This window comes from Parabacteroides sp. KHUB-03, assembly GCF_056640975.1.
The window spans coordinates 1,699,498-1,724,618 of the sequence record NZ_CM153257.1 but is presented as its reverse complement, the minus strand read 5'-3'; the positions used below and the strand labels follow the sequence as shown (position 1 = coordinate 1,724,618).

The 25,121-nt window shown below is 39.3% G+C and carries 24 protein-coding genes, 2 tRNA genes and 1 pseudogene; 9 read left to right on the top strand and 18 right to left on the bottom strand.

The genetic code is table 11. From position 1 onward, the window contains the following. Positions 1-20 precede the first annotated feature (20 nt). The 3 genes from trxA to ACYIB7_RS07450 all read left to right on the top strand — a co-directional run bounded on the left by trxA (position 21) and on the right by ACYIB7_RS07450 (position 740). Positions 21-380 (top strand): thioredoxin, encoded by a 360-nt coding sequence (gene trxA, locus ACYIB7_RS07460; RefSeq protein ID WP_099465752.1) that lies wholly within the window; start codon positions 21-23, stop codon positions 378-380. A 164-nt stretch (positions 381-544) separates the two neighbouring features. After that, a tRNA-Thr gene (locus tag ACYIB7_RS07455) sits at positions 545-618 on the top strand. Between the two features lie 39 nt (positions 619-657). Continuing rightward, positions 658-740, top strand: a tRNA-Tyr gene (locus ACYIB7_RS07450). 191 nt (positions 741-931) lie between these two features. On the opposite strand, the gene ACYIB7_RS07445 is transcribed toward ACYIB7_RS07450, so the two are convergent. From ACYIB7_RS07445 to ACYIB7_RS07395, 11 genes are all read right to left on the bottom strand, one after another. Beyond that, a complete protein-coding gene (locus tag ACYIB7_RS07445) occupies positions 932-2,029 on the bottom strand; it encodes an ABC transporter permease (RefSeq protein WP_103982363.1) in 1,098 nt (365 codons plus the stop codon). Positions 2,030-2,039: 10 nt separating this feature from the next. After that, positions 2,040-3,152: an ABC transporter permease gene (locus tag ACYIB7_RS07440; RefSeq protein ID WP_103982362.1), complete on the bottom strand. Its 1,113-nt coding sequence runs from the start codon at positions 3,150-3,152 to the stop codon at positions 2,040-2,042. A 4-nt stretch (positions 3,153-3,156) separates the two neighbouring features. Then, positions 3,157-3,891, bottom strand: a complete 735-nt coding sequence (locus ACYIB7_RS07435) for an ABC transporter ATP-binding protein (protein ID WP_103982361.1) — start codon at positions 3,889-3,891, stop codon at positions 3,157-3,159. A 12-nt stretch (positions 3,892-3,903) separates the two neighbouring features. Then, a complete protein-coding gene (locus tag ACYIB7_RS07430; RefSeq protein ID WP_103982360.1) occupies positions 3,904-4,803 on the bottom strand; it encodes an ABC transporter ATP-binding protein in 900 nt (299 codons plus the stop codon). 18 nt (positions 4,804-4,821) lie between these two features. Next, positions 4,822-5,712, bottom strand: coding sequence for an HlyD family secretion protein (locus tag ACYIB7_RS07425; RefSeq protein WP_103982359.1), 891 nt, complete (start codon positions 5,710-5,712; stop codon positions 4,822-4,824). Between the two features lie 22 nt (positions 5,713-5,734). Continuing rightward, positions 5,735-7,027 (bottom strand): TolC family protein, encoded by a 1,293-nt coding sequence (locus tag ACYIB7_RS07420; protein ID WP_480338419.1) that lies wholly within the window; start codon positions 7,025-7,027, stop codon positions 5,735-5,737. 24 nt (positions 7,028-7,051) lie between these two features. Further along, positions 7,052-7,681 carry a TetR/AcrR family transcriptional regulator gene (locus ACYIB7_RS07415; protein ID WP_103982357.1) on the bottom strand — a complete coding sequence of 210 codons (630 nt, stop codon included), beginning with the start codon at positions 7,679-7,681 and terminating at the stop codon, positions 7,052-7,054. A 151-nt stretch (positions 7,682-7,832) separates the two neighbouring features. Continuing rightward, the gene (locus tag ACYIB7_RS07410; protein ID WP_103982356.1) at positions 7,833-8,825 is read right to left on the bottom strand and encodes a glycoside hydrolase family 43 protein; all 993 of its coding nucleotides are present in this window, start codon (positions 8,823-8,825) and stop codon (positions 7,833-7,835) included. 29 nt (positions 8,826-8,854) lie between these two features. Then, a complete protein-coding gene (locus ACYIB7_RS07405) occupies positions 8,855-10,054 on the bottom strand; it encodes an L-serine ammonia-lyase (RefSeq protein WP_103982355.1) in 1,200 nt (399 codons plus the stop codon). 25 nt (positions 10,055-10,079) lie between these two features. Continuing rightward, positions 10,080-11,213 carry an acyltransferase family protein gene (locus ACYIB7_RS07400; RefSeq protein ID WP_103982354.1) on the bottom strand — a complete coding sequence of 378 codons (1,134 nt, stop codon included), beginning with the start codon at positions 11,211-11,213 and terminating at the stop codon, positions 10,080-10,082. A gap of 18 nt (positions 11,214-11,231) precedes the next feature. Then, positions 11,232-12,347: an acyltransferase family protein gene (locus ACYIB7_RS07395; RefSeq protein WP_103982353.1), complete on the bottom strand. Its 1,116-nt coding sequence runs from the start codon at positions 12,345-12,347 to the stop codon at positions 11,232-11,234. 152 nt (positions 12,348-12,499) lie between these two features. Here ACYIB7_RS07395 and ACYIB7_RS07390 point away from each other — a divergent pair, with 152 nt between their 5' ends. Further along, entirely contained in the window at positions 12,500-13,990 is a 1,491-nt protein-coding gene (locus tag ACYIB7_RS07390; RefSeq protein WP_103982352.1) for a cobyric acid synthase, read from the top strand. Between the two features lie 89 nt (positions 13,991-14,079). Here ACYIB7_RS07390 and ACYIB7_RS07385 read toward each other — a convergent pair whose 3' ends face one another. Continuing rightward, positions 14,080-14,574, bottom strand: coding sequence for a UpxY family transcription antiterminator (locus ACYIB7_RS07385; protein WP_099465764.1), 495 nt, complete (start codon positions 14,572-14,574; stop codon positions 14,080-14,082). Between the two features lie 212 nt (positions 14,575-14,786). Here ACYIB7_RS07385 and ACYIB7_RS07380 point away from each other — a divergent pair, with 212 nt between their 5' ends. The 5 genes from ACYIB7_RS07380 (at position 14,787) to ACYIB7_RS07360 (ending at position 18,991) form a co-directional block, all read left to right on the top strand. Continuing rightward, positions 14,787-15,296, top strand: a complete 510-nt coding sequence (locus ACYIB7_RS07380; protein WP_099465765.1) for a ferritin-like domain-containing protein — start codon at positions 14,787-14,789, stop codon at positions 15,294-15,296. Between the two features lie 180 nt (positions 15,297-15,476). After that, complete coding sequence (locus ACYIB7_RS07375; RefSeq protein ID WP_103982522.1) at positions 15,477-16,781, top strand: phenylacetate--CoA ligase family protein; 1,305 nt, start codon at positions 15,477-15,479, stop codon at positions 16,779-16,781. A 29-nt stretch (positions 16,782-16,810) separates the two neighbouring features. After that, complete coding sequence (locus tag ACYIB7_RS07370; RefSeq protein WP_099465767.1) at positions 16,811-17,236, top strand: acetolactate synthase; 426 nt, start codon at positions 16,811-16,813, stop codon at positions 17,234-17,236. 73 nt (positions 17,237-17,309) lie between these two features. Then, complete coding sequence (locus ACYIB7_RS07365) at positions 17,310-17,450, top strand: symporter small accessory protein (RefSeq protein ID WP_199163443.1); 141 nt, start codon at positions 17,310-17,312, stop codon at positions 17,448-17,450. Continuing rightward, positions 17,447-18,991 carry a sodium:solute symporter family protein gene (locus ACYIB7_RS07360; RefSeq protein WP_103982351.1) on the top strand — a complete coding sequence of 515 codons (1,545 nt, stop codon included), beginning with the start codon at positions 17,447-17,449 and terminating at the stop codon, positions 18,989-18,991. The genes ACYIB7_RS07365 and ACYIB7_RS07360 overlap by 4 nt, the downstream gene beginning before the upstream one ends. Positions 18,992-19,042: 51 nt before the next feature. Here ACYIB7_RS07360 and ACYIB7_RS07355 read toward each other — a convergent pair. From ACYIB7_RS07355 to ACYIB7_RS07330, 6 genes and pseudogenes are all read right to left on the bottom strand, one after another. Next, positions 19,043-19,261: pseudogene (locus ACYIB7_RS07355) on the bottom strand (hypothetical protein); the annotation flags it as partial. Between the two features lie 65 nt (positions 19,262-19,326). Beyond that, positions 19,327-20,994: a DNA repair protein RecN gene (gene recN, locus ACYIB7_RS07350; protein WP_103982350.1), complete on the bottom strand. Its 1,668-nt coding sequence runs from the start codon at positions 20,992-20,994 to the stop codon at positions 19,327-19,329. A 6-nt stretch (positions 20,995-21,000) separates the two neighbouring features. Beyond that, complete coding sequence (gene porD / locus ACYIB7_RS07345; RefSeq protein WP_103982349.1) at positions 21,001-21,903, bottom strand: type IX secretion system protein PorD; 903 nt, start codon at positions 21,901-21,903, stop codon at positions 21,001-21,003. After that, positions 21,900-23,111, bottom strand: a complete 1,212-nt coding sequence (gene coaBC, locus ACYIB7_RS07340; RefSeq protein ID WP_480338463.1) for a bifunctional phosphopantothenoylcysteine decarboxylase/phosphopantothenate--cysteine ligase CoaBC — start codon at positions 23,109-23,111, stop codon at positions 21,900-21,902. Before coaBC ends, porD begins: the two co-directional genes overlap by 4 nt. 83 nt (positions 23,112-23,194) lie before the next feature. Beyond that, positions 23,195-24,346, bottom strand: a complete 1,152-nt coding sequence (locus ACYIB7_RS07335; protein WP_103982348.1) for an iron-containing alcohol dehydrogenase — start codon at positions 24,344-24,346, stop codon at positions 23,195-23,197. Positions 24,347-24,350: 4 nt separating this feature from the next. Beyond that, positions 24,351-25,121, bottom strand: coding sequence for a 3'-5' exonuclease (locus tag ACYIB7_RS07330; protein ID WP_103982347.1), 771 nt, complete (start codon positions 25,119-25,121; stop codon positions 24,351-24,353).

Below are 25,121 nucleotides of genomic sequence, written 5' to 3'. Positions count from 1 at the left end.
CTAAAAAAGGAGATTGATTTATGAAAGTAACAGAATTAACAAAAGCTGAATTTCTAAACAAAGTTGCAGATTATGAAGCAAGCCCTAATGAATGGAAGTATAAAGGAGACAAACCTTGCATCGTAGATTTTTATGCAACATGGTGTGGTCCGTGTAAAATGATTGCACCGATTTTGGAAGAGCTGGCTGAAGAATACAAAGGTAAAATAGACATTTATAAAGTAGATACGGAAAAAGAAGAAGAACTGGCTGCCGCTTTTGGCATCAGAAGTATTCCTACCTTACTTTTCTGCCCCATGAACGAACAGCCTCAAATGGCAAAAGGAGCTATGGGCAAAACCGATTTTAAAAAGGCCATAAACGAAGTGCTTTTGAAGTAAGCAAACATATTATACTAAAATAGTGGTAGAGAAATGCTATGAGGTTTATCAAATCTCACATTTCTCTATTATTTTTGAGAAAAATACAATTTAATTTTCAAAACCTATTGCATGTATAAAAACAATTGCTACCTTTGCACCCGCAAACAAACAACAAACTATTCGCCTCTTTAGCTCAGTTGGCCAGAGCACGTGATTTGTAATCTCGGGGTCGTTGGTTCGAATCCGACAAGAGGCTCAAAGGATAGACAAAAGTCAATCCGGTTTACTGGAATAAGGGCAGTTACCAGAGTGGCCAAATGGGGCTGACTGTAACTCAGCTGGCTTTCGCCTTCGGTGGTTCGAATCCATCACTGCCCACTTCAACACCAAAGAGACTGGTTAACAATAAAAAGTTAGCCAGTCTTTTTTGTTGTCTACCCTTAATGTTTGATAGCTTACCCTATTCAATTTAATTGCCTACCTGAACAGTTTCAAATCTTTCCTATTTTTGTTTTCTAAAAGAGTGGCTATATCCTGAGTACCGGAGATTCCTTCCGGAAAAAATTAAATCAGTTGCTTTTTCGATAGCCAACAACTGCCAGTATATTAAATGCTATGGCAAAGAAACAAATTACTCCAAAATGTACGGATAGGTCGGCCAATGTACTGCCTTTCATATAAACCATACGCATTACTTCTACAAAATAACGCAAAGGATTAAACAATGTCAGATTCTGCGCCCATTCAGGCATACTGCTGATAGGCGTAAACAATCCGCTCAATAATATAAAAATAATAAAGAAAAAGAATGCCGTAAACATAGCTTGTTGCTGAGTAGACGACACTGACGAAATAGCAAGCCCGAATCCGGTAAACGCTATCAGATAAGCAGCTGCAAAAAGATATATAATTCCAAGATTACCTATTGGAACCAGGCCATATACAAGCCAGGCTATAAAAGTCCCCACAGTAAGCAATATCAGGCCTATTATCCAAAATGGAATTAATTTGGAAAGCAGGAACACCGATTTAGGAACAGGTGTCACATTGATCTGTTCTATGGTTCCTTTCTCCTTCTCGCCTACTACATTGAGAGCGGAAAGAAATCCACCTATAATCGTCATTAAAAAGGCAAGGATACCGGGAACCATAAAATTCTTATAATCCAAATGCGGATTAAAAAGATTAGTAGAGCAGATACCCGACAAAGACATACCGGAATCAAACCCTTTTTCTCTGTTAAAATCCTGAATGATGGAAGAAAGATAAGAACTACCCATTCCTCCCTTCGTGCCATTTACGGCATTGGCGGCAATCAGAACTTCTGCATACCCTTCCTTTCCCAACTGTTTTTCCGTACCCGCCGGTATTTCAAGAATAATATCCGCCCGGTTGCTTTCGATAGAAGCCAATGCCTGATTGTACTCAGGAGAAACATCCGTTAGCTGGAAATAACCTGAAGAAAGAACCTTGTCCGTTAGTTGTTGGGATATAACGGAATGATCATTATCAACAATACTGAGGTAAATATTCCTCATCTCGAAGTTAGCAGCAAAAGGAAGGATAATTAATTGCATCAATGGCACAAGAAATATAATTCGAGGCAAAAAACGGTCGCGCCGAATCTGCTTGAATTCTTTCTCCAATAAATATCGTAATGTTTTCATAAGCCTATTTTTATAAACGGATTTTGAAACGTTTTACACTCAGCAACATCAAAAAAGCTACCATTACTGTAAGGATAGCAATTTCTGGCAGAACAGATCCGATACCCAATCCTTTTATCATCACGTCTTTCACTGCTATAATATACCATTTGGCCGGGACAATGTTGGAAAGCCATTGTAACACAACCGGCATATTTTCTATAGGAAAAACCATTCCACTCAATAATATTACCGGAAGCATCAATACCATAACACAAACCAGCATCGCCGACTTCTGCGTGTCTGCCATCGTCGAAACCAACAAGCCGAGGCATAATGCTACAAATGCATACAATATAGAAATAAAGACCAGCAAGGTAAGACTTCCCGCAATTGGCACGTCCAGCAAAAAATACGCAATAACAAGTATGGTAACAATGTTTACCATACTCAACAACAAATAAGGAATTGCTTTTGCGATAACTATATATGCAGGCTTCATAGGCGAAACAAGTAGAACTTCCATCGTTCCCATTTCTTTTTCTTTTACAATTCCAACCGAAGTCATCATTGAGCAAATCAGAATTAAAATCAATCCCATTACACCCGGTACAAAATTATAGGCACCTTTCATCAGGGGATTATAAAGGAGATGAACAACAGGTACTAGTCGAGAACCAGAAACTGAAAACCGGGAATCTGAAGTTCCGTTTGCAATGCTAAAGTTTCCGTTATCCATTATCAATTGACTCATATATGCCGTTATTTGCGTCGCCTCATTCGGATCGGTGGCATCGGCCAGCAATTGTATGGAAGCATCATTGGAAGTTGCAAAATCTACAGGAAAAACAATAACTAAACGCACCTTGTTCCGGCGAAAAAGCTGTTGGGCTTCTTCCATATTATCTACCATTTTGTATAAATTAAAATACTCGCTGGCACTAATACGGTCTACCAGTTTCCGGGTAATATCCGTACGGCTTTGATCTAACACAGCAACGGGTACACTTCTGATTTCTGTAGTAATGGCATAACCAAATATAATAATAAGTATAACCGGAATGCCCAACAAAATCATCATAGTACGCATATCGCGGAAAATATGATAAAACTCTTTCCGGACAAATGATACAAACTGCTTCATAGATTTACTCTCCTCTTTTTGCTTTACGTGCCAAAGCATGGAATACGTCATTCATATTATCAGTATTGAAAGAAGCTTTAAGGGCAGCAGGACTATCCAAAGCTTCTATCTTACCATCCACCATGATAGAAACACGATTACAATATTCAGCCTCGTCCATATAATGAGTGGTAACAAACACGGTAATACCACGTTCGGCCGCCTGATAAATCAACTCCCAGAACTGACGTCGCGTTACAGGATCGACGCCTCCCGTAGGTTCATCCAGAAAAACGATACGAGGATCATGGATAATAGCGACTGAAAAGGCAAGTTTCTGCTTCCATCCCAAGGGCAGAGAATCCACCAATGTATTACGTTCTCCTTCCAGATCGAGCACATGAAGAAGTTCGTCGGTCTTTTCCTTCAGCTTCTTTCCGGACAATCCATAAATTCCGCCATATAAACGGATATTTTCCCATACTTTCAGATCGCCGTATAATGAGAATTTCTGGCTCATATACCCAATATGTTGTTTAATCTTCTCCGTCTCTTTATAGACATCAAAACCTGCTACACGAGCCTCACCCGAAGTTGGTGCAGATAAACCGCAAAGCATACGCATAGCTGTAGTCTTTCCTGCTCCGTTAGCTCCCAGGAATCCAAATAATTCACCTTCCCCCACGTTAAAACTGATATGGTCTACAGCTGTAAAAGATCCGAAGCTTTTTGTCAGGTTTGTTACATCTATTACATTCATTTCTGTCTCATTTTACAAAGCCATAAAACAATCTTCTATCGAAGGCCTTATAAGCTCCAACGTTACATCCGTATATCCTTTTTCCCTGATAAATTTTTCCAAACCAACTATATCATTTTTACCATCTTTCAATGCCAAATGGTGAGAATCGCCAAATGCGTAACATGAATATGTATCAGGATAAGAGCGCAAATCTATCAGCAATTTATACATAAAAGAACCATGTACTGCATATAACGGGCGAGTATATGTAGAACGAATACCTTCCGGAGTATTAACTGACAAACACTCTCCAGAGCGCATCAGTGCTATACGATCACAACGTGAAGCCTCATCCATATACGGTGTGGAAACAAGAATAGTAATTCCTTCATTCTTCAGCCGATCCAGCATATTCCAAAACTCCACGCGCGAAACAGGATCGACACCTGTTGTCGGTTCATCCAGAAAAAGAACTTCCGGGCGATGGATCAGAGCACAACTCAATGCCAATTTTTGCTTCATTCCTCCGGATAATTTGCCGGCACGACGATTTTTAAAAGGTTCGATCTGCACATAAATATCACGTATTAAACCATAGTTTTCTTTTATAGTCGTATTAAATACAGTAGCAAAGAATTTAAGATTCTCTTCCACTGTCAGGTCCTGATAGAGAGAAAAACGTCCTGGCATATATCCCACACAGTGACGAATTTCCTTATAATCCCGTGTAACATCCAGGCCGCAGACCGTAGCAGATCCACTATCCGCTAACAATAGCGTTGTAAGAATACGAAATAGCGAAGTCTTTCCTGCCCCGTCCGGTCCAATCAACCCAAACAGTTCACCTGGTTTTATCTCCAACGATATATCCCGTAAAGCCGAAACACCGCCATAACTTTTGTTTATATGTTGAACATCTATATTGTTCATAGCTATCAGTCATTATCATCAATTAAATACCGTCTCTCCATACTGTCCTATCTTTAGATAACCATCATTTTTCACCGCTATCTTAATAGCATAAACCAGATTGGCACGCTCATCTTTTGTCTGAATGCCTTTCGGTGTAAATTCCGATTTGTCCGAAATCCATGTGATGACACCAGGATATTCGCGACGTTCTTTATCTCCAAAGTCTGCAAAAACATGTACTGGTTGATTCAACTTCAATTGGGAAAGCTGATCGCCGGTTACATAAGCACGGAGATACAGCAAATCAATATCGGCAATTTTATACAAAGGTTTGCCAGCTGTCGTCACTTCTCCTGTTTCGGCATATTTCACCAAAACGGTTCCGGTAACCGGATTCGTTATACGGCTCTTTTGTAACTGGTCATCCAGTTGCATAATCTGATATTGTATGCTTTCGGCATCCGCATCGGCTCCGCCTTTGGTTTTGTCCAATGTAGAATATTGAGCATCCAATTGCTTTTGAAGAACCTTTATATTATTGACTAGGTCGTCCACTTGTTTTTGATTGCCGGCTTTTGCCTTCACCAGATTTTCCATGCGTTGTTGTTCACTACGTGCAACAGCAATCTGTTGTTCCAACGTAGCAATCTGTTTATGTATGTCCGGTTTACGGATATCCACAGACCTAAGTCCGGCCATTAATTGCATTTTACGAAAATATAATTGTGTGCTATCCACATATCCTACAACATCACCTGCATTCAGGCGATCTCCTTCTTCAATATTTAACTCCATAATCTTACCGGTTGCTTCGGAAGAAACCATCACTTCGGTAGATTCAAATGCACCGGTTGCATCAAAATCTTTCTTATTACCATTGCATGCTGCAAGTAATGCTACCAGACTGAATAAAATCAAGTGTTTCATATCTGTATAAAGTATTATTTTTCTAATTAGTTGTGTACATATAATCATATATTGACTGCAGTTGCTGAACCTTATGCATGGCAGCTGTCTGGCGTGCCATATCTTCGGCATTGATTTCACGAATCAGATCCGTTACTGAGATAACCCCGTTTTCCAATTTGGCTTCAGCAGCTTTCTTTATACTGGTACGCAGACGTATTATATCATTATCCGCACGTATCAGGTCTGTTATTTTACGAATCTCCGTATTTTGTTGTATCAATTGCAAATTGGTATTAAAAAGAAAAACGTCTTTCTGTACTTCTATCATTTGCCTGTTAACATCCAATTTCCGCCTGTCATTTTTCAAAGTGTATAGCTTGCCTAAATTCCAAGTAAGGCGAACACCTGCCATATAAAAACTACTGAATTTATCTTCCAGCATATTCAATCCCGGACGGCCATATCCTCCTTGTAAAAAAGCACCTACACGAGGCATAATTCCGGCTGTAATCTGCTTGTCCTGCATCTCCAGCAACTGGTTCCGGGCATCCAATGCGCGAAGTTCAGGACGGTTGATCGTTTGCGGCAATGAACTTCCCGGCATTAAAGGAGTTTCAAGAATGGCATCTTCTGTAATGGGCTTTCCAACCAATGTTCCCAGCATCTGGCGATAAGCCATACGCGAAGCCTTCAATTCTATCTCCTTCTGACGGGCATTCAAAAGTTCAACCTGCATACTTTCCAGATCAGATTGGTTGGCTACTCCATTAGCTATCATTGCCTCGATACGGTCTATATTTATCTGTAATTCTTTCTGAAGCAAAGCATTTTGAAGAAGTAATTCGTCTTGCAGCAAACAACCGAAATAAAGCTGATTTACGCGTTGGTTCAAAGCATAAAGATCACTCTCCAACTGTTCACGGTTAGCTTCGGCCTCTGCTTTGGTTATCTGTTTGGTTGCATGAATAACACCTCCGTCCCAAATCGTTTGATTTACTTCCGCCACAACTTGATATTGATCTTTGCCCAGTGTAGGAATCTGTATACCCGGTATAATAGCAGAAAACTTATCTGCATCAAACGGCAATTTAGTGACATCGCTCTGATAAGTAACCTTCGCATTTAATGCCACTTGGGGCAACCATCCCTTCCCTGCATTAGCCAAGTTATAATCTCTGGTACGGTTAATTAACCCGTATTGCCGGATTTGAGGATAATTATCATGTGCCCAATCATAACACTGCATAATACTAACTTTACCTTCTTGCGCCCTTAAAGGAACAATAAAGGCACTCACTCCAAACGATAATAGAATTATACAAATTGATTTCATAAATTATTCTGTACAAATAAATGATTACTTATTATCTGGTGTCAGTAAACGGATCATAATATCCGAAATAAAAGTTTTTCGTTCTTCTATAAATGCGTCAAAACGTTCTTCCTCTCCATTAAAAAAAACAGTAGTCAACGGAGAGCGTGCCAACATAGGAAAAATAACTAACCCGATTAAAGTTGAAGCCGTATAAGCCAACGGCATCTTTTTTATCAAACCTTTTTCCATTTCTTCCAGCATCTGTTTCTGTAACTTTATTAAAGGCTGCACCCGGGATGGATCTCTCATCACCACTTTGTACAAATGTTCCGGATCTCTGTTAAATTCATTTACAACAAAAATTGGGAATGAAGGATTTGACTGCATTATAGCAACATACTCGTTAACAATCTTTGGTATCTTCTCAAGGCAAGTCGTAGGCTCATTCATTATAGAATCAATATTTGGAAGCAAAACGCCCATTAATTGTCCGAATACAGCTTCAAAAAGCATTTCCTTGGTTCGGAAATAATAATGCATAGCTGTTCGGCTAATACCCACTTCCTCAGCAATATCTCCCATTTTGGTAGCTTCATATCCTTTTCGGACAAAGACTTGTTTTGCAGCTTCTATGATACGGAATTCCATATCCTGCACTTCTTCTGTATTCATACGTCATATTGTTATTATTTATTTCGTCCCATATGTCTGACATATGTGTCAAAAGTAAAATAAAAAAAGAAGAACATTATAAATATGTTCTTCTTTTAATGTTTTTTATCTTTACCCCAAAAGCATCTGTATACAATAACCAATAGAAAACTTATTTAATTGGCCTTGCTTCTACCCCTTCGAATGTAATCTTTACCGGATTAATAAAACCATCTTTATCAAAAGTCATCTTATCTATACAGGTTACACGATGGTCACGCCCTGTATCTCCCAACGGGCGACGATGATAAACAATATAATAATCTTCAGAGTTTGGTATATGCATTACAGAATGATGTCCTGCACTTGTAGCAACTTGAGGGTCCTGTTGAAGAATCTTTCCTATACGCTTAAACGGACCAAAAGGAGAATCAGCAATAGCATAAGCTACACAATAATCAGGATTTCCCCAGCCACCTTCGCTCCACATAAAATAATATTTACCATTCTTCTTAAACATAAACGGACCCTCTACATAACTTTCAGGAGTAATTTCTTTATAGATTTCACCATCTTCAAAAGGAACAAGACCTGTAAAATCATCATTCAGCAAAACGATGTTACAATGTCCCCAGCCCCCATAATACATATAGTATCGTCCGTCTTCGTCATGAAAAACAAACTGATCGATAGGTTGCGCACCATTTACAATTTCATTGATAAGCGGCTTACCCAACAAATCTTTATACGGTCCTTCCGGTTTGTCGCTTACAGCAACACCGATACCGCCCACTTCGCCTTCATGTACATCATTTGCACTAAAGAAGAAATAATACTTTCCATCCTTACTGATAATAGAGGGAGCCCACATTGCTCTGTTTGCCCACTTTACTTCCGTCGTATCAAGGATAGACGGATGCTTTGTCCACGTCACCAAATCTTTTGATGAATAGCAATCAAAAAATGTCTGTTTTTCGTATAGATCACTTGTGGTTGGATAAATCCAATAGGTATCATCATAAATAATACCTTCCGGATCGGCATACCAACCCTCAAATACAGGATTACCGCTTTTTGCAACTTCTTCCGTTTGCTGTTGCTTTGGCTGACCACACGCAAAAAATAAACTTACAGTCAACAAAGAATAAATAAGGTCTTTTTTCATCTTGAGTATATTAAACACATTAGTAAATATTACCGCTCCATTTTAGCTAGTCCGCCTTCTGAGGTTTCTTTATAAAGGCTCGGCAAATCGTTTCCAGTCTGGCGCATGACTTCTACCACCTGATCAAAACTTACCCGGTGTTTCCCGTCGGAAAAGTTGGAAAATGTATTTGCATCCAGTGCACGGGCAGCTGCAAAAGCATTACGTTCAATACACGGTATTTGAACCAATCCGCACACCGGATCACAAGTTAATCCTAAATGATGCTCCAATCCCATTTCGGCCGCATATTCTATCTGGGCTGGCGTCCCACCAAACAACTGGCTTGCAGCAGCAGCAGCCATAGCACAGGCAACACCTACTTCTCCCTGGCAACCAACTTCGGCACCCGACACAGAAGCATTCGTTCTGACCACATTGCCAAATAAACCGGCCGTAGCCAAAGCACGCAAAATACGTGAATCGCGGAACTCTCTAGAGTCCTTTAAATGATAAAGTACAGCCGGCATAACGCCGCACGAGCCACAAGTCGGTGCCGTGACAATCTTTCCTCCATTTGCATTTTCTTCAGAAACAGCCAAAGCATATGCATATACCATTCCACGGCTTCTAATGCTACTGCCATACCCTTTTGCACGGATCATATAATCGGAAGCTTTGCGACGCAGTCCTAATCCTCCGGGAAGAACTCCCTCCGCTTCCAAGCCGTTACGTACAGCTTGTTGCATAACCTCCCATACCTCAGCTAAATAATCCCAGATCGAAGGCCCTTCGCACTGTTCTACATATTCCCAATAGGAATGCCCGCTTTTCTCACACCATGCCTGAATATCCTTTATCGTCTGCATTTCATAAACCTGTGCCGTTTTCAGTTCATTGAAACTTTCGTTTGCCAACGTACCACCTCCGATACTATAAACCGTCCAACTATCTAACACTTCGCCACTTTCATCAAATGATTCAAACAACATTCCGTTCGGATGAAACGGAAGAAAGTTTTTAGGTTCCCATGTTATGTTTGTTTTAGCTACCGGCGATAATACTTCCAGAATAGCAGCATCCGTCATGTGTCCTTTCCCTGTAGCCGCCAAACTTCCATACAAGGTAACATTAAAACGTACTGCACCCCTGTTACGATCTAAAAACATTTGAGCAGCACGCATCGGCCCCATTGTATGGCTGCTAGAAGGGCCATGACCTATACGATATATTTGTCTGATTGATTCCATGTGTAAGTTTCCCAATTAAATGTGTTTATACTTTTAGAAATATATTGCGTTTATAAAGCAACCACAAAATTACATAAATAACCAATACGTTGCATACGGCAATAAGTACCTGATAATAATTGCCCATATATTGCTGCAAACCAAAAAATAAAGACTCGCCAATACACCTGAAATTAATTACCATAGTCAGCATGTATGCTACAATAGAATTCATTCCATATATCTTTAGCCAATTCAAATGTTTGTTATGTCCTTTGCAATCTATCCAATAATAAAAAATGCCCATCAGCAAAAAACAATACCCACTGCTCACCAACACCATGGAGCTAGTCCACAACTTCTTAATAACCGGCATTTGCAATCCCCACAACCAACCTGCAGCAACCATAGCGACACCAATACCAAACAATAGCTGCAGTTTATATTTACGGGTATATTCATTTTTCAATATCTGCCCGGCAAACAATCCGGTCAACACTGTCACACCAAAGTTCAGGCTACTTAATATCCATGTATAATTATACCAACCGGCAAACACAGTCTGCCCATCAACTATCGTAGCAGCATCCCGGAAACGTCCTAATACAACACGGTCTACCCATTCGGCCAGGTTGCCGTCAGGGGTATAAACACCACCTCCATAACCGTCTACCGTAACAAATTGCATTAATCCCCAATACAACAGTAACAAACCGGCCGCCACACCTATTTGTGCAGCAAAACGAATATGCAGAAACAACATGGCAGCAATCAAATATCCCATTGCTATAGATTGCAAAGTATTCGAATACAAATAAATTTTATCAAGATCCAATGCCAGTAAATTCCCCTGGCACATCATGCCAAATACCCATAATAGCAAAACGCGTTTCCCTATACGACGATACACAGCCGTTTTATCCGGCATTGCCTTATAACGCGATAAAGCAAACGGTATAGATACACCGGCCATAAACATAAAGAGAGGCATTACCAAATCCCAGGAAGAAAAACCCTCCCACTCCACATGCGAAAAGCCCCACATCAATGAATTGAACCAAGGTGCGTCAATCGCACTTTCCAGAGGATATAACACCACCTCCAGGACAACAAGACAAAAAAGGTCGAAGCCACGTAGAACATCCAGTGACTCCAACCGTTTGTAGACCGTCTTTTCCATATAATAATGATAAAAAATTTACACTTTTAAGAATATGCGTTGACGATATAAGAAATAAAGGAATCCCCAACAAATAGCAATATAAGTAACAGCCCCCATTAAAGGTTGAGCTGTTTCCGGCAACAACTTCGTTATTCCCCCGAATATAGAATTTGCAGTAAACGAGAAGTTTATGAAACGTTGTGCCAGATAAATCGTTATGGAATTCATACCGATAACAGTAAAGAATAAAGTCCAGCCCCGAAATCCTTTTACATCTATAATATAATAAAACAAAGCAAACAATATCATAGATATACCTCCTACCGTACAAACAAAAGAACTTGTCCAAAGATTTTTATTAATCGGGAAAAACAGATTCCATATTACACCGGAAACCACCAAAATAAGGCCAACTACCAGTAAATAAAGCACCTTCTTTGTCTCTGTAAACTCTTTCTTTTGTAATTTAATAAATTCGCCAGTAAACATCCCCAGTAAAGCAGTAGCTATAGCCGGAACTGTAGATAAGATTCCTTCCGGATCGTGTATTTTCAAGTAAAGATGCCCAGGCAACATGATTCTGTCTACATATCCAACCAGACATCCTTCCATACTAAACACATCCGCACCATTCCCGTCCGGAGCCGGAACAAATGCTAATAGTAACCAATAACCAATCAAAATTCCCGCCGTGATCCAGACTCTCGTAATAGTACGAGTATTCACAAACAAGATTGCAGCAAACATCCAAGCCAGGCCTATTCGTCCCAACACGCTTGCATAACGTTGGTTTTCAAAATCCAAAGACAATATACCGCCATATACAAGTCCCAATATCACCAATGTAATACCGCGGCGTATAATTTTTTTATAAATAGCCGAATCTGTCATACCCGAAGCTCTTTGCTTTTCCAGAGAGAAAGGAAAAGAAATGCCCGCAATAAAAAGGAATAGCGGGAATATCATATCTTCAAAAGACAACCCATGCCATTCAACATGCTGCATCTGCTGGGCTATAGCCTGAAAAAATGGAGTTGGAAACAATGTTGCCAAAGCAATAAAAAGAGGGCCCCCGCCCATAATGAAAAACATGTCAAAACCTCTGAGGGCATCTAATGACTGTAAACGTTGTGGTTTTTTCTGCACTGTCATTTCTATCTATATTTTAAAGTCAGACGCAAATATAAACAGAAAATTTAAAATTCATCTGCATGAAAACTTAATTTATAAATAAGACAATCAAAGGTTGATCTATTGTTAATTTATCACATAAAAACTACCTTTGCACAACTTACTGAAAACAAATGAAACAACATCTGAAACCCATCATGTTTGTAGGGACTTGCTCCGACGCTGGCAAGAGTGTAATTAATGCAGCTTTCTGCCGTATATTCAAACAAGACGGTTACAACCCAGCCCCTTTTAAGGCACAAAATATGTCTCTTAACTCCTATTCCACTTCTGAAGGTGGAGAAATGGGACGTGCCCAGGTAGTACAAGCCGAGGCATGTGGTATTGCCCCACACACAGATATGAACCCGGTTTTACTAAAACCGACAAACGATAAAAGTTCCCAAGTCGTATTGAACGGAAAACCTGTCGGCAATATGTCTGCCAAAGATTATTTCGGGATACAGAACCAGAAAGAAGAACTCTTTAAAGAAGCCTTCGAAGCATTCAAAAGACTGGAAAGCAAATATAATCCAATCGTTTTAGAAGGTGCTGGCAGCATATCCGAACTCAATCTTCGCGACAGGGATATTACCAATATGCGTATGGCATTAAAGGCAGGCGCCTCCACATACCTGATAGCAGACATTGACAAAGGCGGTGTTTTTGGTTCTGTATATGGAACTATAGCTTTGTTAAAAACAGAAGAAAAGGCATTGATGAAAGGTATTATTATCAATAAATTCCGTGGAGATGCATCTCTTTTTGAAGAAGGTAAAAAGATAATAGAAAAATTGACCGGTGTACCTGTTGTTGGCATTATTCCCTGGTTTCGTGATATAAAAATAGAAGAAGAAGATTCCGTTGCGTTAGATATGAAAACAAACACATTCCGTGACGGAAAAATCAACGTAGCCATTATCCTGCTTAAACGCATGTCCAACTTTACCGATTTCGACGTCTTGGATATGGACCCCCGTTTCAATCCCTACTATACAAATAATATAGAAGAAATAGAGAAAGCGGATATAATTTTATTGCCGGGCTCAAAAAACACATTGGCAGATTTACAGCACTTACGTGCCAACGGAATAGCAGAAGCAATCATCCGGGCGCATAAAGCAGGAAAAAAAGTTATTGGTATTTGCGGAGGCTATCAAATGATGGGCATCCGTCTGGAAGATCCGGAAGGTATAGAGGGAGAAATACCTGCAGTGCCAGGTCTTGGACTCTTGCCACAATGTACAATCATTGAAAAAGAAAAAATAACCAAACAAAGCACATTCAGTTTCTTACCCGAAAAATCCGGCAAAATTAAACAATGCCGGGGTTATGAAATCCACATGGGACGTACTACCTTGCTAAACGATGCCCCTGACAGCCCGGTTGTCTTATTGGAAGACGGTCGGCAAGACGGTTATTACCTGAGCAACCGGTGTTGGGGAAGTTATATGCATGGTATTCTTGATAATCCGGTAGTTCTTGACAATATGGCTGAAGGATTCGATAAGGAAGAAGCAAACAACCTTTTTGATTATGTAGCATTCAAAGAAGAACAGTATGATAAGCTAGCCAATCTGGTACGAAACCATGTAAATCTGGAGTATATATATTCCACATTATAAAACATCCCGATGATTTTACAAAATCATCGGGATGTTTTCCTAAAATGATCGGGAAGACTTAAGAAATTCCAACTATGCAGAGTTAATTATCATTTCAGACGATTGACTCTTGCCACGTCTTCAAGACGCACGCATACGGTAGCACCCAACTGTTCCAGAAACAACAGGGCATGGCTCTTTTTTATCTTTTTTACTTTACCGGAAACAGATTTCATAGCCCCACATAAAATTTCCACTTCATCACCGGCAATAAGAGGATGTTCGGAAGCCATTTCCAAAAATTCTTTAATAGCATCAATCTCTGCCTGCCGTACAACAGCCGGCTTGCCATTATAATATACAATACGTGAAACACCATAAACACGGATCAAATCACGTAACACAGGATCTGTACATCTAACAAAAATATAGGAACTGAATAAAGGGATATCGACCATTTTCACACGATCAGACCACACACGCGGCGTACGATGAAGCGGAAGCCAACATTCTACACCTAAAGCATCTATTCGTTCTTTTACTTGTTTTTCAGCTCGGGCAGCAGTATATAGTACATACCAATTGGTATCATTTGGCTTTATCATGCAAAATCACTCTATTAAATTGAGCGGCAAATATACTATATTTTCACCAAAACAAATATTCTTCCGATTTGGTTATTACAATACAAAGACTAAGAATGCCAATCTTAATTAATGGTAAGCACAATAAAGATTAGATAATTTATAAACAATGAATTTGTCAATTTGTTAGAAGTATATAAAACAATAACGTTTCATTCTAAAATTTTATAATTATGGCAAAAGAAACAGTCGCAATTTTACGAGGAAAACTGGACGTAGAAAATCTTTTATCTCAATTAAACGCAGCTTTAGCCGAAGAATGGCTGGCATACTATCAATATTGGGTAGGTGCATTAGTAGCAGAAGGTGCAATGCGCAAAGACGTCCAGGATGAATTTGAAGAACATGCCGAAGAAGAACGCAAGCACGCTCAATTATTAGCAGATCGCATTATTGAACTGGATGGCATTCCAGTACTTGATCCTCAAAAATGGTTTGAATTGGCAAGATGCAAATATGACGCACCGAAAGAATTCGACACAGTCAGTCTATTAAAGCAGAACGTAGCTTCGGAAAGATGTGCCATACTCAGGTACCAACAAATTGCCCAGTTTACCAACGGATTGGATTACACAACTTGCGACATCGCAAAACATATACTTGCAGAAGAAGAAGAGCATGAACAAGACCTGCAAGACTACTTAAAAGACATTGCCAGAATGGAAAATACTTTTAAGAAATAAATTTAAAAAGAATATTTGTACAGGCATGAGTTCAAAAGGATTCATGCCTGTATTCATTTATAGCCCTTTCTTACCACTATATCGAACAAAAAACAACTACAAATGCTACACAAATTCAAAATAAACAATACATTTGCAGTCTATTTATATGAATTAAACATACTAATAATACAAAAAATCATGATGTATTGGCAGAAAGACATAGAAACCTTAAATCGTGAAGACCTGGAAAAACTACAGTTGGAACGATTAAAAAAAACAATTGAATTAGCCGGACATTCTTCTTTTTATCAAAAAGTATTTGAGGAAAACGGAATTACACCCAATAGCATCCTTTCTTTAGAAGACTTGCAAAAAATTCCATTCACGACAAAAGACGATTTACGCAACAATTATCCTTTCGGTATGGCTGCAATACCGATCAAAGACTGTGTGCGTATTCATTCGTCCAGCGGAACAACCGGAAATCCTACAGTTGTACTACATTCATCAAAAGACCTGGAACAATGGGCAAACCAAGTGGCACGTTGCATGTATATGGTAGGAATACGCGATACGGATGTATTCCAAAACACATCTGGCTACGGTATGTTCACCGGGGGATTAGGATTTCAGTATGGAGCCGAGAAGTTAGGTACATTAACAGTTCCCGCAGCTGCAGGGAACACAAAACGCCAGATTAAATTTATTCAGGATTTCGGAACTACTTGTCTACACATTATCCCTAGCTATGCAACCCGTTTAGCTGAAGTAATGTATGAAATAGGTATCGATCCGCGTAAAGATACAAAACTGCACACCGTATGTATTGGAGCCGAGCCTCATTCGGAAGAACAACGTCGGCGAATTGAACAATTATTAGGCGTAAAAGCATATAACTGTTTCGGTATGTCGGAAATGAATGGCCCGGGAGTTGCATTCGAATGTACCGAACAAAACGGACTTCATATCTGGGAAGACTATGTAATTGTAGAAATTGTAGACCCTGTTACTCTCAAACCTGTTCAGGAAGGAGAAGTTGGAGAGTTGGTTCTTACTACCATAAACCGTGAAGCAATGCCGTTAATACGCTATCGCACACGCGACTTAACCTGTATACTTCCGGGCAAATGCCCATGTGGACGTACACATAAACGTTTAGCCCGCTTCAAAGGCCGTAGCGATGATATGATTATTCTGAAAGGTGTTAATATTTTCCCTATCCAGATTGAAAAAATATTAATGCAATTCAAAGAATTAGGCAGCAACTATCTTATAACGATAGAGACATTCGGCAATAACGACGAAATGCTTATTGAAGTAGAATTAAGCGACTTGTTTACTGACGATTACAGTGTGTTGCAAAGGCTGGCTAAAGATATTACGCGTCAACTGAAAGACGAGTTATTACTTACGCCACACCTCAAACTCGTAGCAAAAGGATCTTTACCCTCTCAGGAAGGAGGCAAGGCTATTCGCGTAAAAGACTTACGTAAATTTGTGTAATTGTATAACAAGATTAAAAATATACAGCCATGACAGTAAATCAAATTTCTATTTTTCTGGAAAACAAGTATGGAAAGCTAAGTGAGATACTGGCTTTACTTGCAGAAGAGAATATACGTATTATAGCTGCCACTGTTGCCGACACTTCCGAGTATGGCATCTTACGTATTATTGTCAGTGATCCGCAAAAAGCATTCAAGATACTTAAAAGCAATAATGTAAGTGCCAACCTGACTGAAGTATTGGCAATTGTCACCGATTCATGTGCAGGTAGCTTTGCCAAAGTATTGACTCATTTCACAAAAGCCGGTTTAAGCATTGAATACATGTACTGTTTTTCTATTAGAGATAAATCGATCATGATTATTCGCACAAACAACCGGGATGCTGCACGGGAGGTTATTCGCCGGCAGAATCTGGAATATATCTGCGAAAACGACTTAATAAAATTATAATCATCTCTTACCCCGGGAAGAAGAATTTTCTCCGGGGTAAATTTTATCTACTCACCATTAAAACAAATAACAAATGTTTGGAATAGACGACCCTGGTATCTGGTTGGCATACCTGCTGGCATTTGCCTGCCTTTTATATTCTATCTGGTTCGGAATAACCACATGGAATAAAGATGATAAAGAAAGTACTAACTCTAAAAAAGAAAAGGAATGAGCACACTTACTCTGGGTATTGTCGTTATTATTTACATGTTTGTCCTTGCATGGTTGGGATATCTTGGTTATAAAAGCACAAAAAATGCCAGTGATTATTTATTAGGAGGACGAAAAGTAAATCCGTTTATCATGGCTTTGTCTTATGGAGCCACATTTATATCGGCATCAGCCATTGTAGGTTTCGGAGGAGTTGCTGCAACATTCGGTATGGGAATCCAATGGCTCTGCTTGCTTAATATGTTTATGGGAGTTGTAATCGCATTTATTTTATTCGGCAGAAAAACACGCAAGCTGGGAGAAGAACATAACGCACGCACATTTCCTCAGTTATTAGGATTGCATTACAAATCCAAAGCTATCCGGATATTTATAGCCACAATAATATTCATAGGAATGCCTTTATACGCAGCTGTTGTTATGAAAGGAGGTGCTGTGTTTATTGAACAAATGTTTAATATAGACTTACACCTGGCTTTACTTATCTTTACGTTGATTGTCGCAGCATACGTTATTACAGGTGGTATTAAAGGTGTTTTATATACAGATGCGTTACAAGCAGTTATCATGTTTTCTTGTATGCTTTTCCTCCTATTCTGGTTCTATAGAATCATGGATATGGGATTCATCGAGGCCAACCGGAAGCTGACGGAAATTGCCCCAATGGTACCTGAACGGTTCAAAGATCTGGGTCATCAAGGGTGGACAGCTATGCCTGTTACCGGTTCTCCGCAATGGTATACATTAGTTACCTCTTTGATTCTGGGCGTAGGTATTGGCTGTTTAGCCCAACCTCAATTAGTGGTTCGTTTTATGATGGTGGAAAGTACAAAACAGCTCAACCGGGGTGTAATAATAGGTTGTATATTTTTAATTGTCACTGTTGGAGCAATATATCATGTCGGTGCTTTATCAAATTTATTCTTTCTAAAAACCGAAGGCGTTGTTGCTTCGGAAGCAATCAAAGATATGGATAAAATTATCCCGTTGTTTATTAACAAAGCAATGCCGGATTGGTTCGGTGCTGTATTTATGCTCTGTATCCTATCTGCCAGCATGTCTACATTAAGTGCGCAATTCCATACGATGGGAGCCGCTTTCGGAGCAGATGCTTTTCCGAAATTAGGACGCAGCAAGAACCCGAATTCAACAATGGGTGTACGAATCGGTGTATTATGTTCTATCTTATTAAGTTATATAATATGCTATGCATTAAGCGACGGAATCATAGCCCGAGGTACTGCATTATTCATGGGAATCTGCGCAGCAACTTTCCTGCCTTCCTACTTTTGTGCTTTATACTGGAAAGGTGTAACCCGCCAGGGAGCATTAGCCAGCTTATGGGTTGGCGCATTAGCAAGTTTATTTGCCATGCTATTCCTGCATAAAGCGGAAGCTGCTCCAATTGGCCTATGCAAGGCTTTATTCGGACAAGATGTATTGGTTAATGTCTATCCTTGGTATGCTATCGATCCTATTTTGTTTGGTCTTCCATTATCATGTATCACTATTGTTACAGTGAGTTTGCTAACAAAAAGATAGAAATAATAGACACAAAAAGCGAAATTAGCATTTCTTATAATTCAAAAAATATTATTTAGCAGTTATAATCTTGACAAATACATAGAAAACCATACATTTGCAATGTGGTTTTTTCATAATAGTATTAGATTTAAGGTTAACAAAGTTGGTTAGGGCTTGTCGGGAGACAAGCTTTAATTGTTTTATAGAGTTTCCTCCTAAAAGAACACGTTTGTCATTCTCCACTACCCTATGAGATACATACGCCAATTGTCCACACTTTACACAAATCGTCCTCTTCCCCGATTCCTGAATATTTGTTCTTCCAATGATGAAGTCATTATCTTTCTCGCGAATTAGTTTGTCTTTAAATGTAACAGTTCCCTGGCATTAGCCATTGATGCCTCGGTCAAAGAAGCACCGCTCAGCATACGAGCCACTTCTAGTATGCGCTCTTCGTTAGTAAGCTGCTTAATACGGGTTATTGTTCTATCGGAAGTATCTTCTTTATATACAAAGTAATGCTCTTTGCCTTTTGCTGCGATCTGAGGTAAATGGGTTATGGCAAATACTTGCATTTTTGTTCCCAAGTCTTGCATAATATCTCCCATCTTATCGGCAATATCACCAGACACTCCTGTATCTACTTCGTCAAAAATAATGGTAGGCAAAGCTGTAAAACCGGCAATCATGGCCTTTAGGCATAACATCAAACGGGAAATCTCGCCACCAGATGCAGTTTGAGCTACAGGCTGCAAATCTCCACTCTTATTTGCTGAAAACATAAACCGGATATCATCCATTCCATCATTATCCGGCTCCTCCTTTGCCATCACATCAACACGAAAACGCGTATTTGGCATCCCCAACGGTATAATCATATCAACCAATTGGCCAGCCATACCTTTTGCTGCAATTTTTCTTTGATTACTAAGTACTGAGGCCTGTTGAAGTAATTCCTTATACGAAACCTCCGATTGTTTACTTAATGATTCTATTTGTTCTTCAAAGGAGTCTATTTCTTTTAATTGGGCTTCATATTTCGATTGAATATCCAATAGTTCTTCCACGGTGGAAACGTGGTGTTTCTGTTGCAGAGAGTAAATTGTATTTAAACGCTCATTCACCCATTCCAAACGTTCGGGGTTAAATTCAACATCTTCTCTCATCGTATCAGTTTCAGATGCTAAATCATTCAAATCAATATATGCAGAACGCAAACGTTCGGATATATCTTTAGCTTTCGAAAAATAATGTTCTAAAGAATCCGCAGTTGAAAGAGCTTCTTTTATATATTGAAGTCCTCCCATTTCATCACCATTTAATAGTTCTGAAATCTTATAAAGAGAGCTTTTTATTTCCTCAGCATGTGAAAGTGTTTCTTGTTCTTGTTCCAAATCTTCCTGTTCGCCGACAATCAAACGGGCTTCGGATAATTGCTCCAACTGAAAACGAATATAATCTTCTTCCTGTTTTGTTTGAGCAGCTTTATCTTTCAATTCTTTTAATTCTTTTTGCAAGGATTGAAAACGATTATATTCTTTCCGGTAAAGAATCAAAAGAATCTCATTTTCAGCCATTACATCGACAACTTTTAATTGAAAGCGATTATCACCCAATAACAGATTCTGGTGTTGCGAATGTATGTCGATTAAACGGCCTCCCAATTCTTTCATTACAGGTAAAGCCACAGGAGAATCATTTATAAATGCACGGGATTTGCCTGAGGCAAAAAGTTCCCGACGCAAAATACAACTTTCATGATCATATTCAAGATCATTTTCCTGAAAAAAAGATTCCAGCTGATATTTCGAAATATCGAATACAGCCTCAATTATGCACTTATCGGCACCATTTTTTATACTTTTCCCATCCGCACGTTGTCCTAATACCAATGATAAGGCTCCCAGAATAATTGATTTTCCGGCACCCGTTTCACCCGTAATTACTGAAAAACCTCCGTCAAACTGAATATCAAGACTATCTATTAAAACAAAATTCTGGATAAATAACGATTTCAACATAGTTTTTTATTTTTTGAGAGGTTCCAAACGTGTTGTCTCGGTAGGATAAATATTGGAAAGGATTTTCAATCCTTCTTGCTTTTCCTGTGTGGTAGCCTTAGAATAAATACTTACGACTTCATCGAGCTTTGCATCGGAAAAGATTTGCAATAAAACAGAAGTAGGGCGTGCGCTCCGAACTTGCTCCAATGCTGGTAAAGCAGAAATTATTGTGGTACGTCCGCGATCCGGATTTGCAGCCATTTCATCAAGGCCTTTTCTATGATATGTATACCACATATCCCGGAATATACCAGAAGTATTATCTGTTAATGCAGTAGAAACAGCATGTCTGTTCTGATTGCTGTCAAATGCTTTCCAGCCTGTCCATGTACCTTGCGCCTGAGCCAAAGTTACAATTTGCTGTGCCTGCTGATAAAAAGCAGTTCCTCCCTGTGGAGAAAAACTGTCAAAGTCCAGTCCTAAAATCGTATAAATATAAAATACAATAGTTGCAATCAAATTACTGTTTACAACATTCTCCGTATATTCCAACGGTTCAAACTGAGTATATTCAAAATCGAGCTGTTTATCACGGAAATTAAGCAACGTAGTCGTATATGTCGAGTTATATACAGGACGACGTGCCTGAACTTGAATTTCCCCTTTAAAACTGTTATCGGAAGCCTCCGACATCACAATGGTAAAACTGCAATCAATCCGTTCATTTACGGCAAACGTAGCATCTGTCCATTTCTTATTATTAATAAATTCGGTCAGTGCTTTTTGTAAAGTAGTAAACACATCTTTATTAGATCCCTGAATTTTATCGCTATTGATAGTTACGCGGGCATTCAATTCCTGTGCCTGCATTGCCCAAGAAAACATCGATAAAAAGAAGAAAAATAACAGTTTCTTAATCATTTTCATTTTAATAATGTTGCCAGCTTATTTATGATATCGGCTGCCACCTCCTGTTTGCTTTTTAAAGGATACTCAATCTTCTCTCCCTGCCTGTCTATAATGGCAATTTTATTTGTATCGCAACGGAAGCCGGCACCTTGATCTCTGAGCGAATTCAAAACGATAAAATCGAAGTTTTTACGCTGCAATTTACTTTCTGCATGAAAAATTTCATCTTTCGTTTCCAGAGCAAACCCAACTAATATCTGATTCTCTCTTTTTATAGCACCTAAAGAAGCTGCAATATCTTTATTAGGCACTAAATGAAGCATCATATCTCCTTTTGTTTCACGCTTTATTTTCTCCGGTTCTTGATTCTCCGGACGATAGTCGGCCACTGCAGCACACAAAACAGCTGCATCAGATGTAGGAAATTCGGATATAGCCGCCTGATACATTTCTCCGGCAGATTCCACATCAATCCGTTTTATATTAGGATGATTAACCTTTAAAGAGACCGGACCCGCGATCAAAACAACTTCCGCTCCTTTCCGGGCACATGCCTCCGCTAAGGCAAATCCCATTTTACCGGAAGAATAGTTACCTATAAAACGTACAGGATCTATCTTTTCATATGTCGGCCCTGCCGTTATTAATATCTTTTTTTTTTCTAATTCGGTTTTTGAGGCAAAAAAGCTTTCCAAAACCTCTATTATCCGGTCCGGTTCTTCCATACGTCCTTTTCCCACCAAATGACTAGCCAACTCACCTTCGGCCGGCTCTATAATATAATTACCAAAAGAACGTAATCTATCCAGGTTTTGTTGTGTTGTAGGGTGAGCAAACATATCCAAGTCCATTGCCGGGGCAACAAATACAGGGGCCTTACAGGAAAGGTAAGTAGTAATTAACATATTATCGGCAATGCCATTTGCCATTTTGCCAATTGTAGAAGCCGTTGCCGGAGCCACCAACATGACATCGGCCCACAAGCCCAAATCTACATGGCTATGCCACGAACCATCCCGATTGGAAAAGAAATCACTAATCACAGGGTTACTGCTTAAAGCAGACAAAGTGATTGGCGTTATAAATTCTTTCCCCGCCGGTGTAATGACTACCTGCACCTCTGCCCCTTTTTTCACTAATCCTCTAATAATGCAGGCAGCTTTATAGGCAGCTATGCTTCCGGTTATTCCCAGTATAATATGTTTACCTTTCAGTATATTTTCCATATAACCTTTTTTAGTTCCATTCGGAAGAAAAAGTAATTCCATTCAGAAGAAATTTGAATTTCTCTCGGATGGAATTATTTTTATTACAAACGCATCATCAGAATTTCACGGGCAACTTTATAGTCTATATTACCATGTTCGCCCAATTTCCAGCCTCTTTGTTTCATAGGTTCAACCAATGCGTCCAAATCAAATTCTTTAATACCATATTCACTCAAACGAGTTTTCAATCCCATATACCGGAAAAAGTCTTCGGTAGCTTGAATCGACTTTTGTACCAATTCATCGGTAGTCTCTCCCGTAATACCAAACACGACTTCACCCATGCGAATAATTTTTGCCTGTTTCTCCTTGTGCATATAAGCCATCACTCCCGGAAGGATAACAGCCAATGTCTGCGCATGATCCAGCCCAAACTGAGCAGTCAACGCATATCCCATACGGTGAGAAGACCAATCCTGAGGAACACCTTGCCCGATCCAGCAGTTCAGAGCATTCGTTGCCGCCCACATCAGATTGGCGCGTATATCATAATCATGAGGGTTCTGTAAAACTTTACGGCCTTCTTCAACGATTGTTTTCATCAAACCTTCGGCAAAATAATCTTGTACTTTCGCATTTACCGGATAAGTCAGATATTGTTCTATCACATGGATAAAAGAGTCGACAACCCCATTTGCAACCTGACGTTCAGGCAACGAATAAGTAACCTCCGGATCTAATATTGCAAATTTAGGGAATACGGCAGGGCTGGCAAAATTCAGTTTTTCATGTGTGGAAACACGTGAAATAACAGCTCTTTCATTCATTTCCGATCCTGTAGCAGACAAGGTTAACACCACCCCCAACGGTAAGGCCTGCTTAATAAATCCGCCTTTTGACAATATATCCCACGGCTCTCCTTCATAGCAGGTAGCCGCTGCAATAAATTTAGTGGCATCAATAACAGAACCACCGCCAACAGCCAGGAGATAGGTTATCTGTTCCTTCCGTACCAGTTCAACGGCTTTCATACAAGTTTCATAATGAGGATTAGCCTCAATACCTGAAAATTCGATTACATTGAAGCTTTTCAATGCCTCAACAACCTGATTGTAAATACCATTTTTCTTAATACTTCCTCCGCCATATATCATCAACACCTTACTACCTACTGGTACTAAAGTAGATAAACGTGAAATCGAACCTTTACCAAATACGACTTTCACCGGATTACAAAACTCAAAATTATTCATTTTTCTATTTTGAATTAAAGCCTCTCAACTTAATTTCTGTAAACATTTTCTTTGTGTTTAACGGAAAATCGCCATTCATGATCCAGGTATAATAACCGGGGTCCGTCTTCAGAACATCTTCTACCAGACGGCCTTTATATTTACCGAAATTAATTATTTCTTCCCCCTTATCATTATAAATCATACGACCGGCAAAGTCTACATTATTATTGAAGGACGAAAATTCCGATAAAAAGTTAATATCATTTTTCAATTCGGAATATCTGTCCAACTGGGCTTTCAGCACTTCGTAAGTAGCCATAGTATCTGCTTCTGCCGTATGGGCATTCTCCAAATCTTTATTACAATAAAACTTATATGCAGCAGACAAAGTACGCTGTTCCATCTTATGGAAAATTGTCTGCACATCTATAAACTTACGCTTATTCAAATCAATATCAACTCCTGCACGCAAAAATTCTTCTGCCAGCAAAGGAATATCAAAACGATTAGAATTATATCCGGCTAAATCGCACCCCTCAATCTGTGCAGCCAGCGATTTGGCTATTTCTTTAAATGTAGGACAATCTTTTACATCCTCATCTGTAATTCCATGAATAGCGGTAGATTCGGCAGGTATCGGCATCTCCGGATTTACCCGGCGTGTTTTTGATTCCTCTTTCCCATTCGGAAAGACTTTTACGAAAGAAATTTCAACTATACGATCTTTTACTATATTTACACCCGTTGTCTCCAAATCAAAGAAGACTAACGGGTTTCTTAAATTTAATTGCAT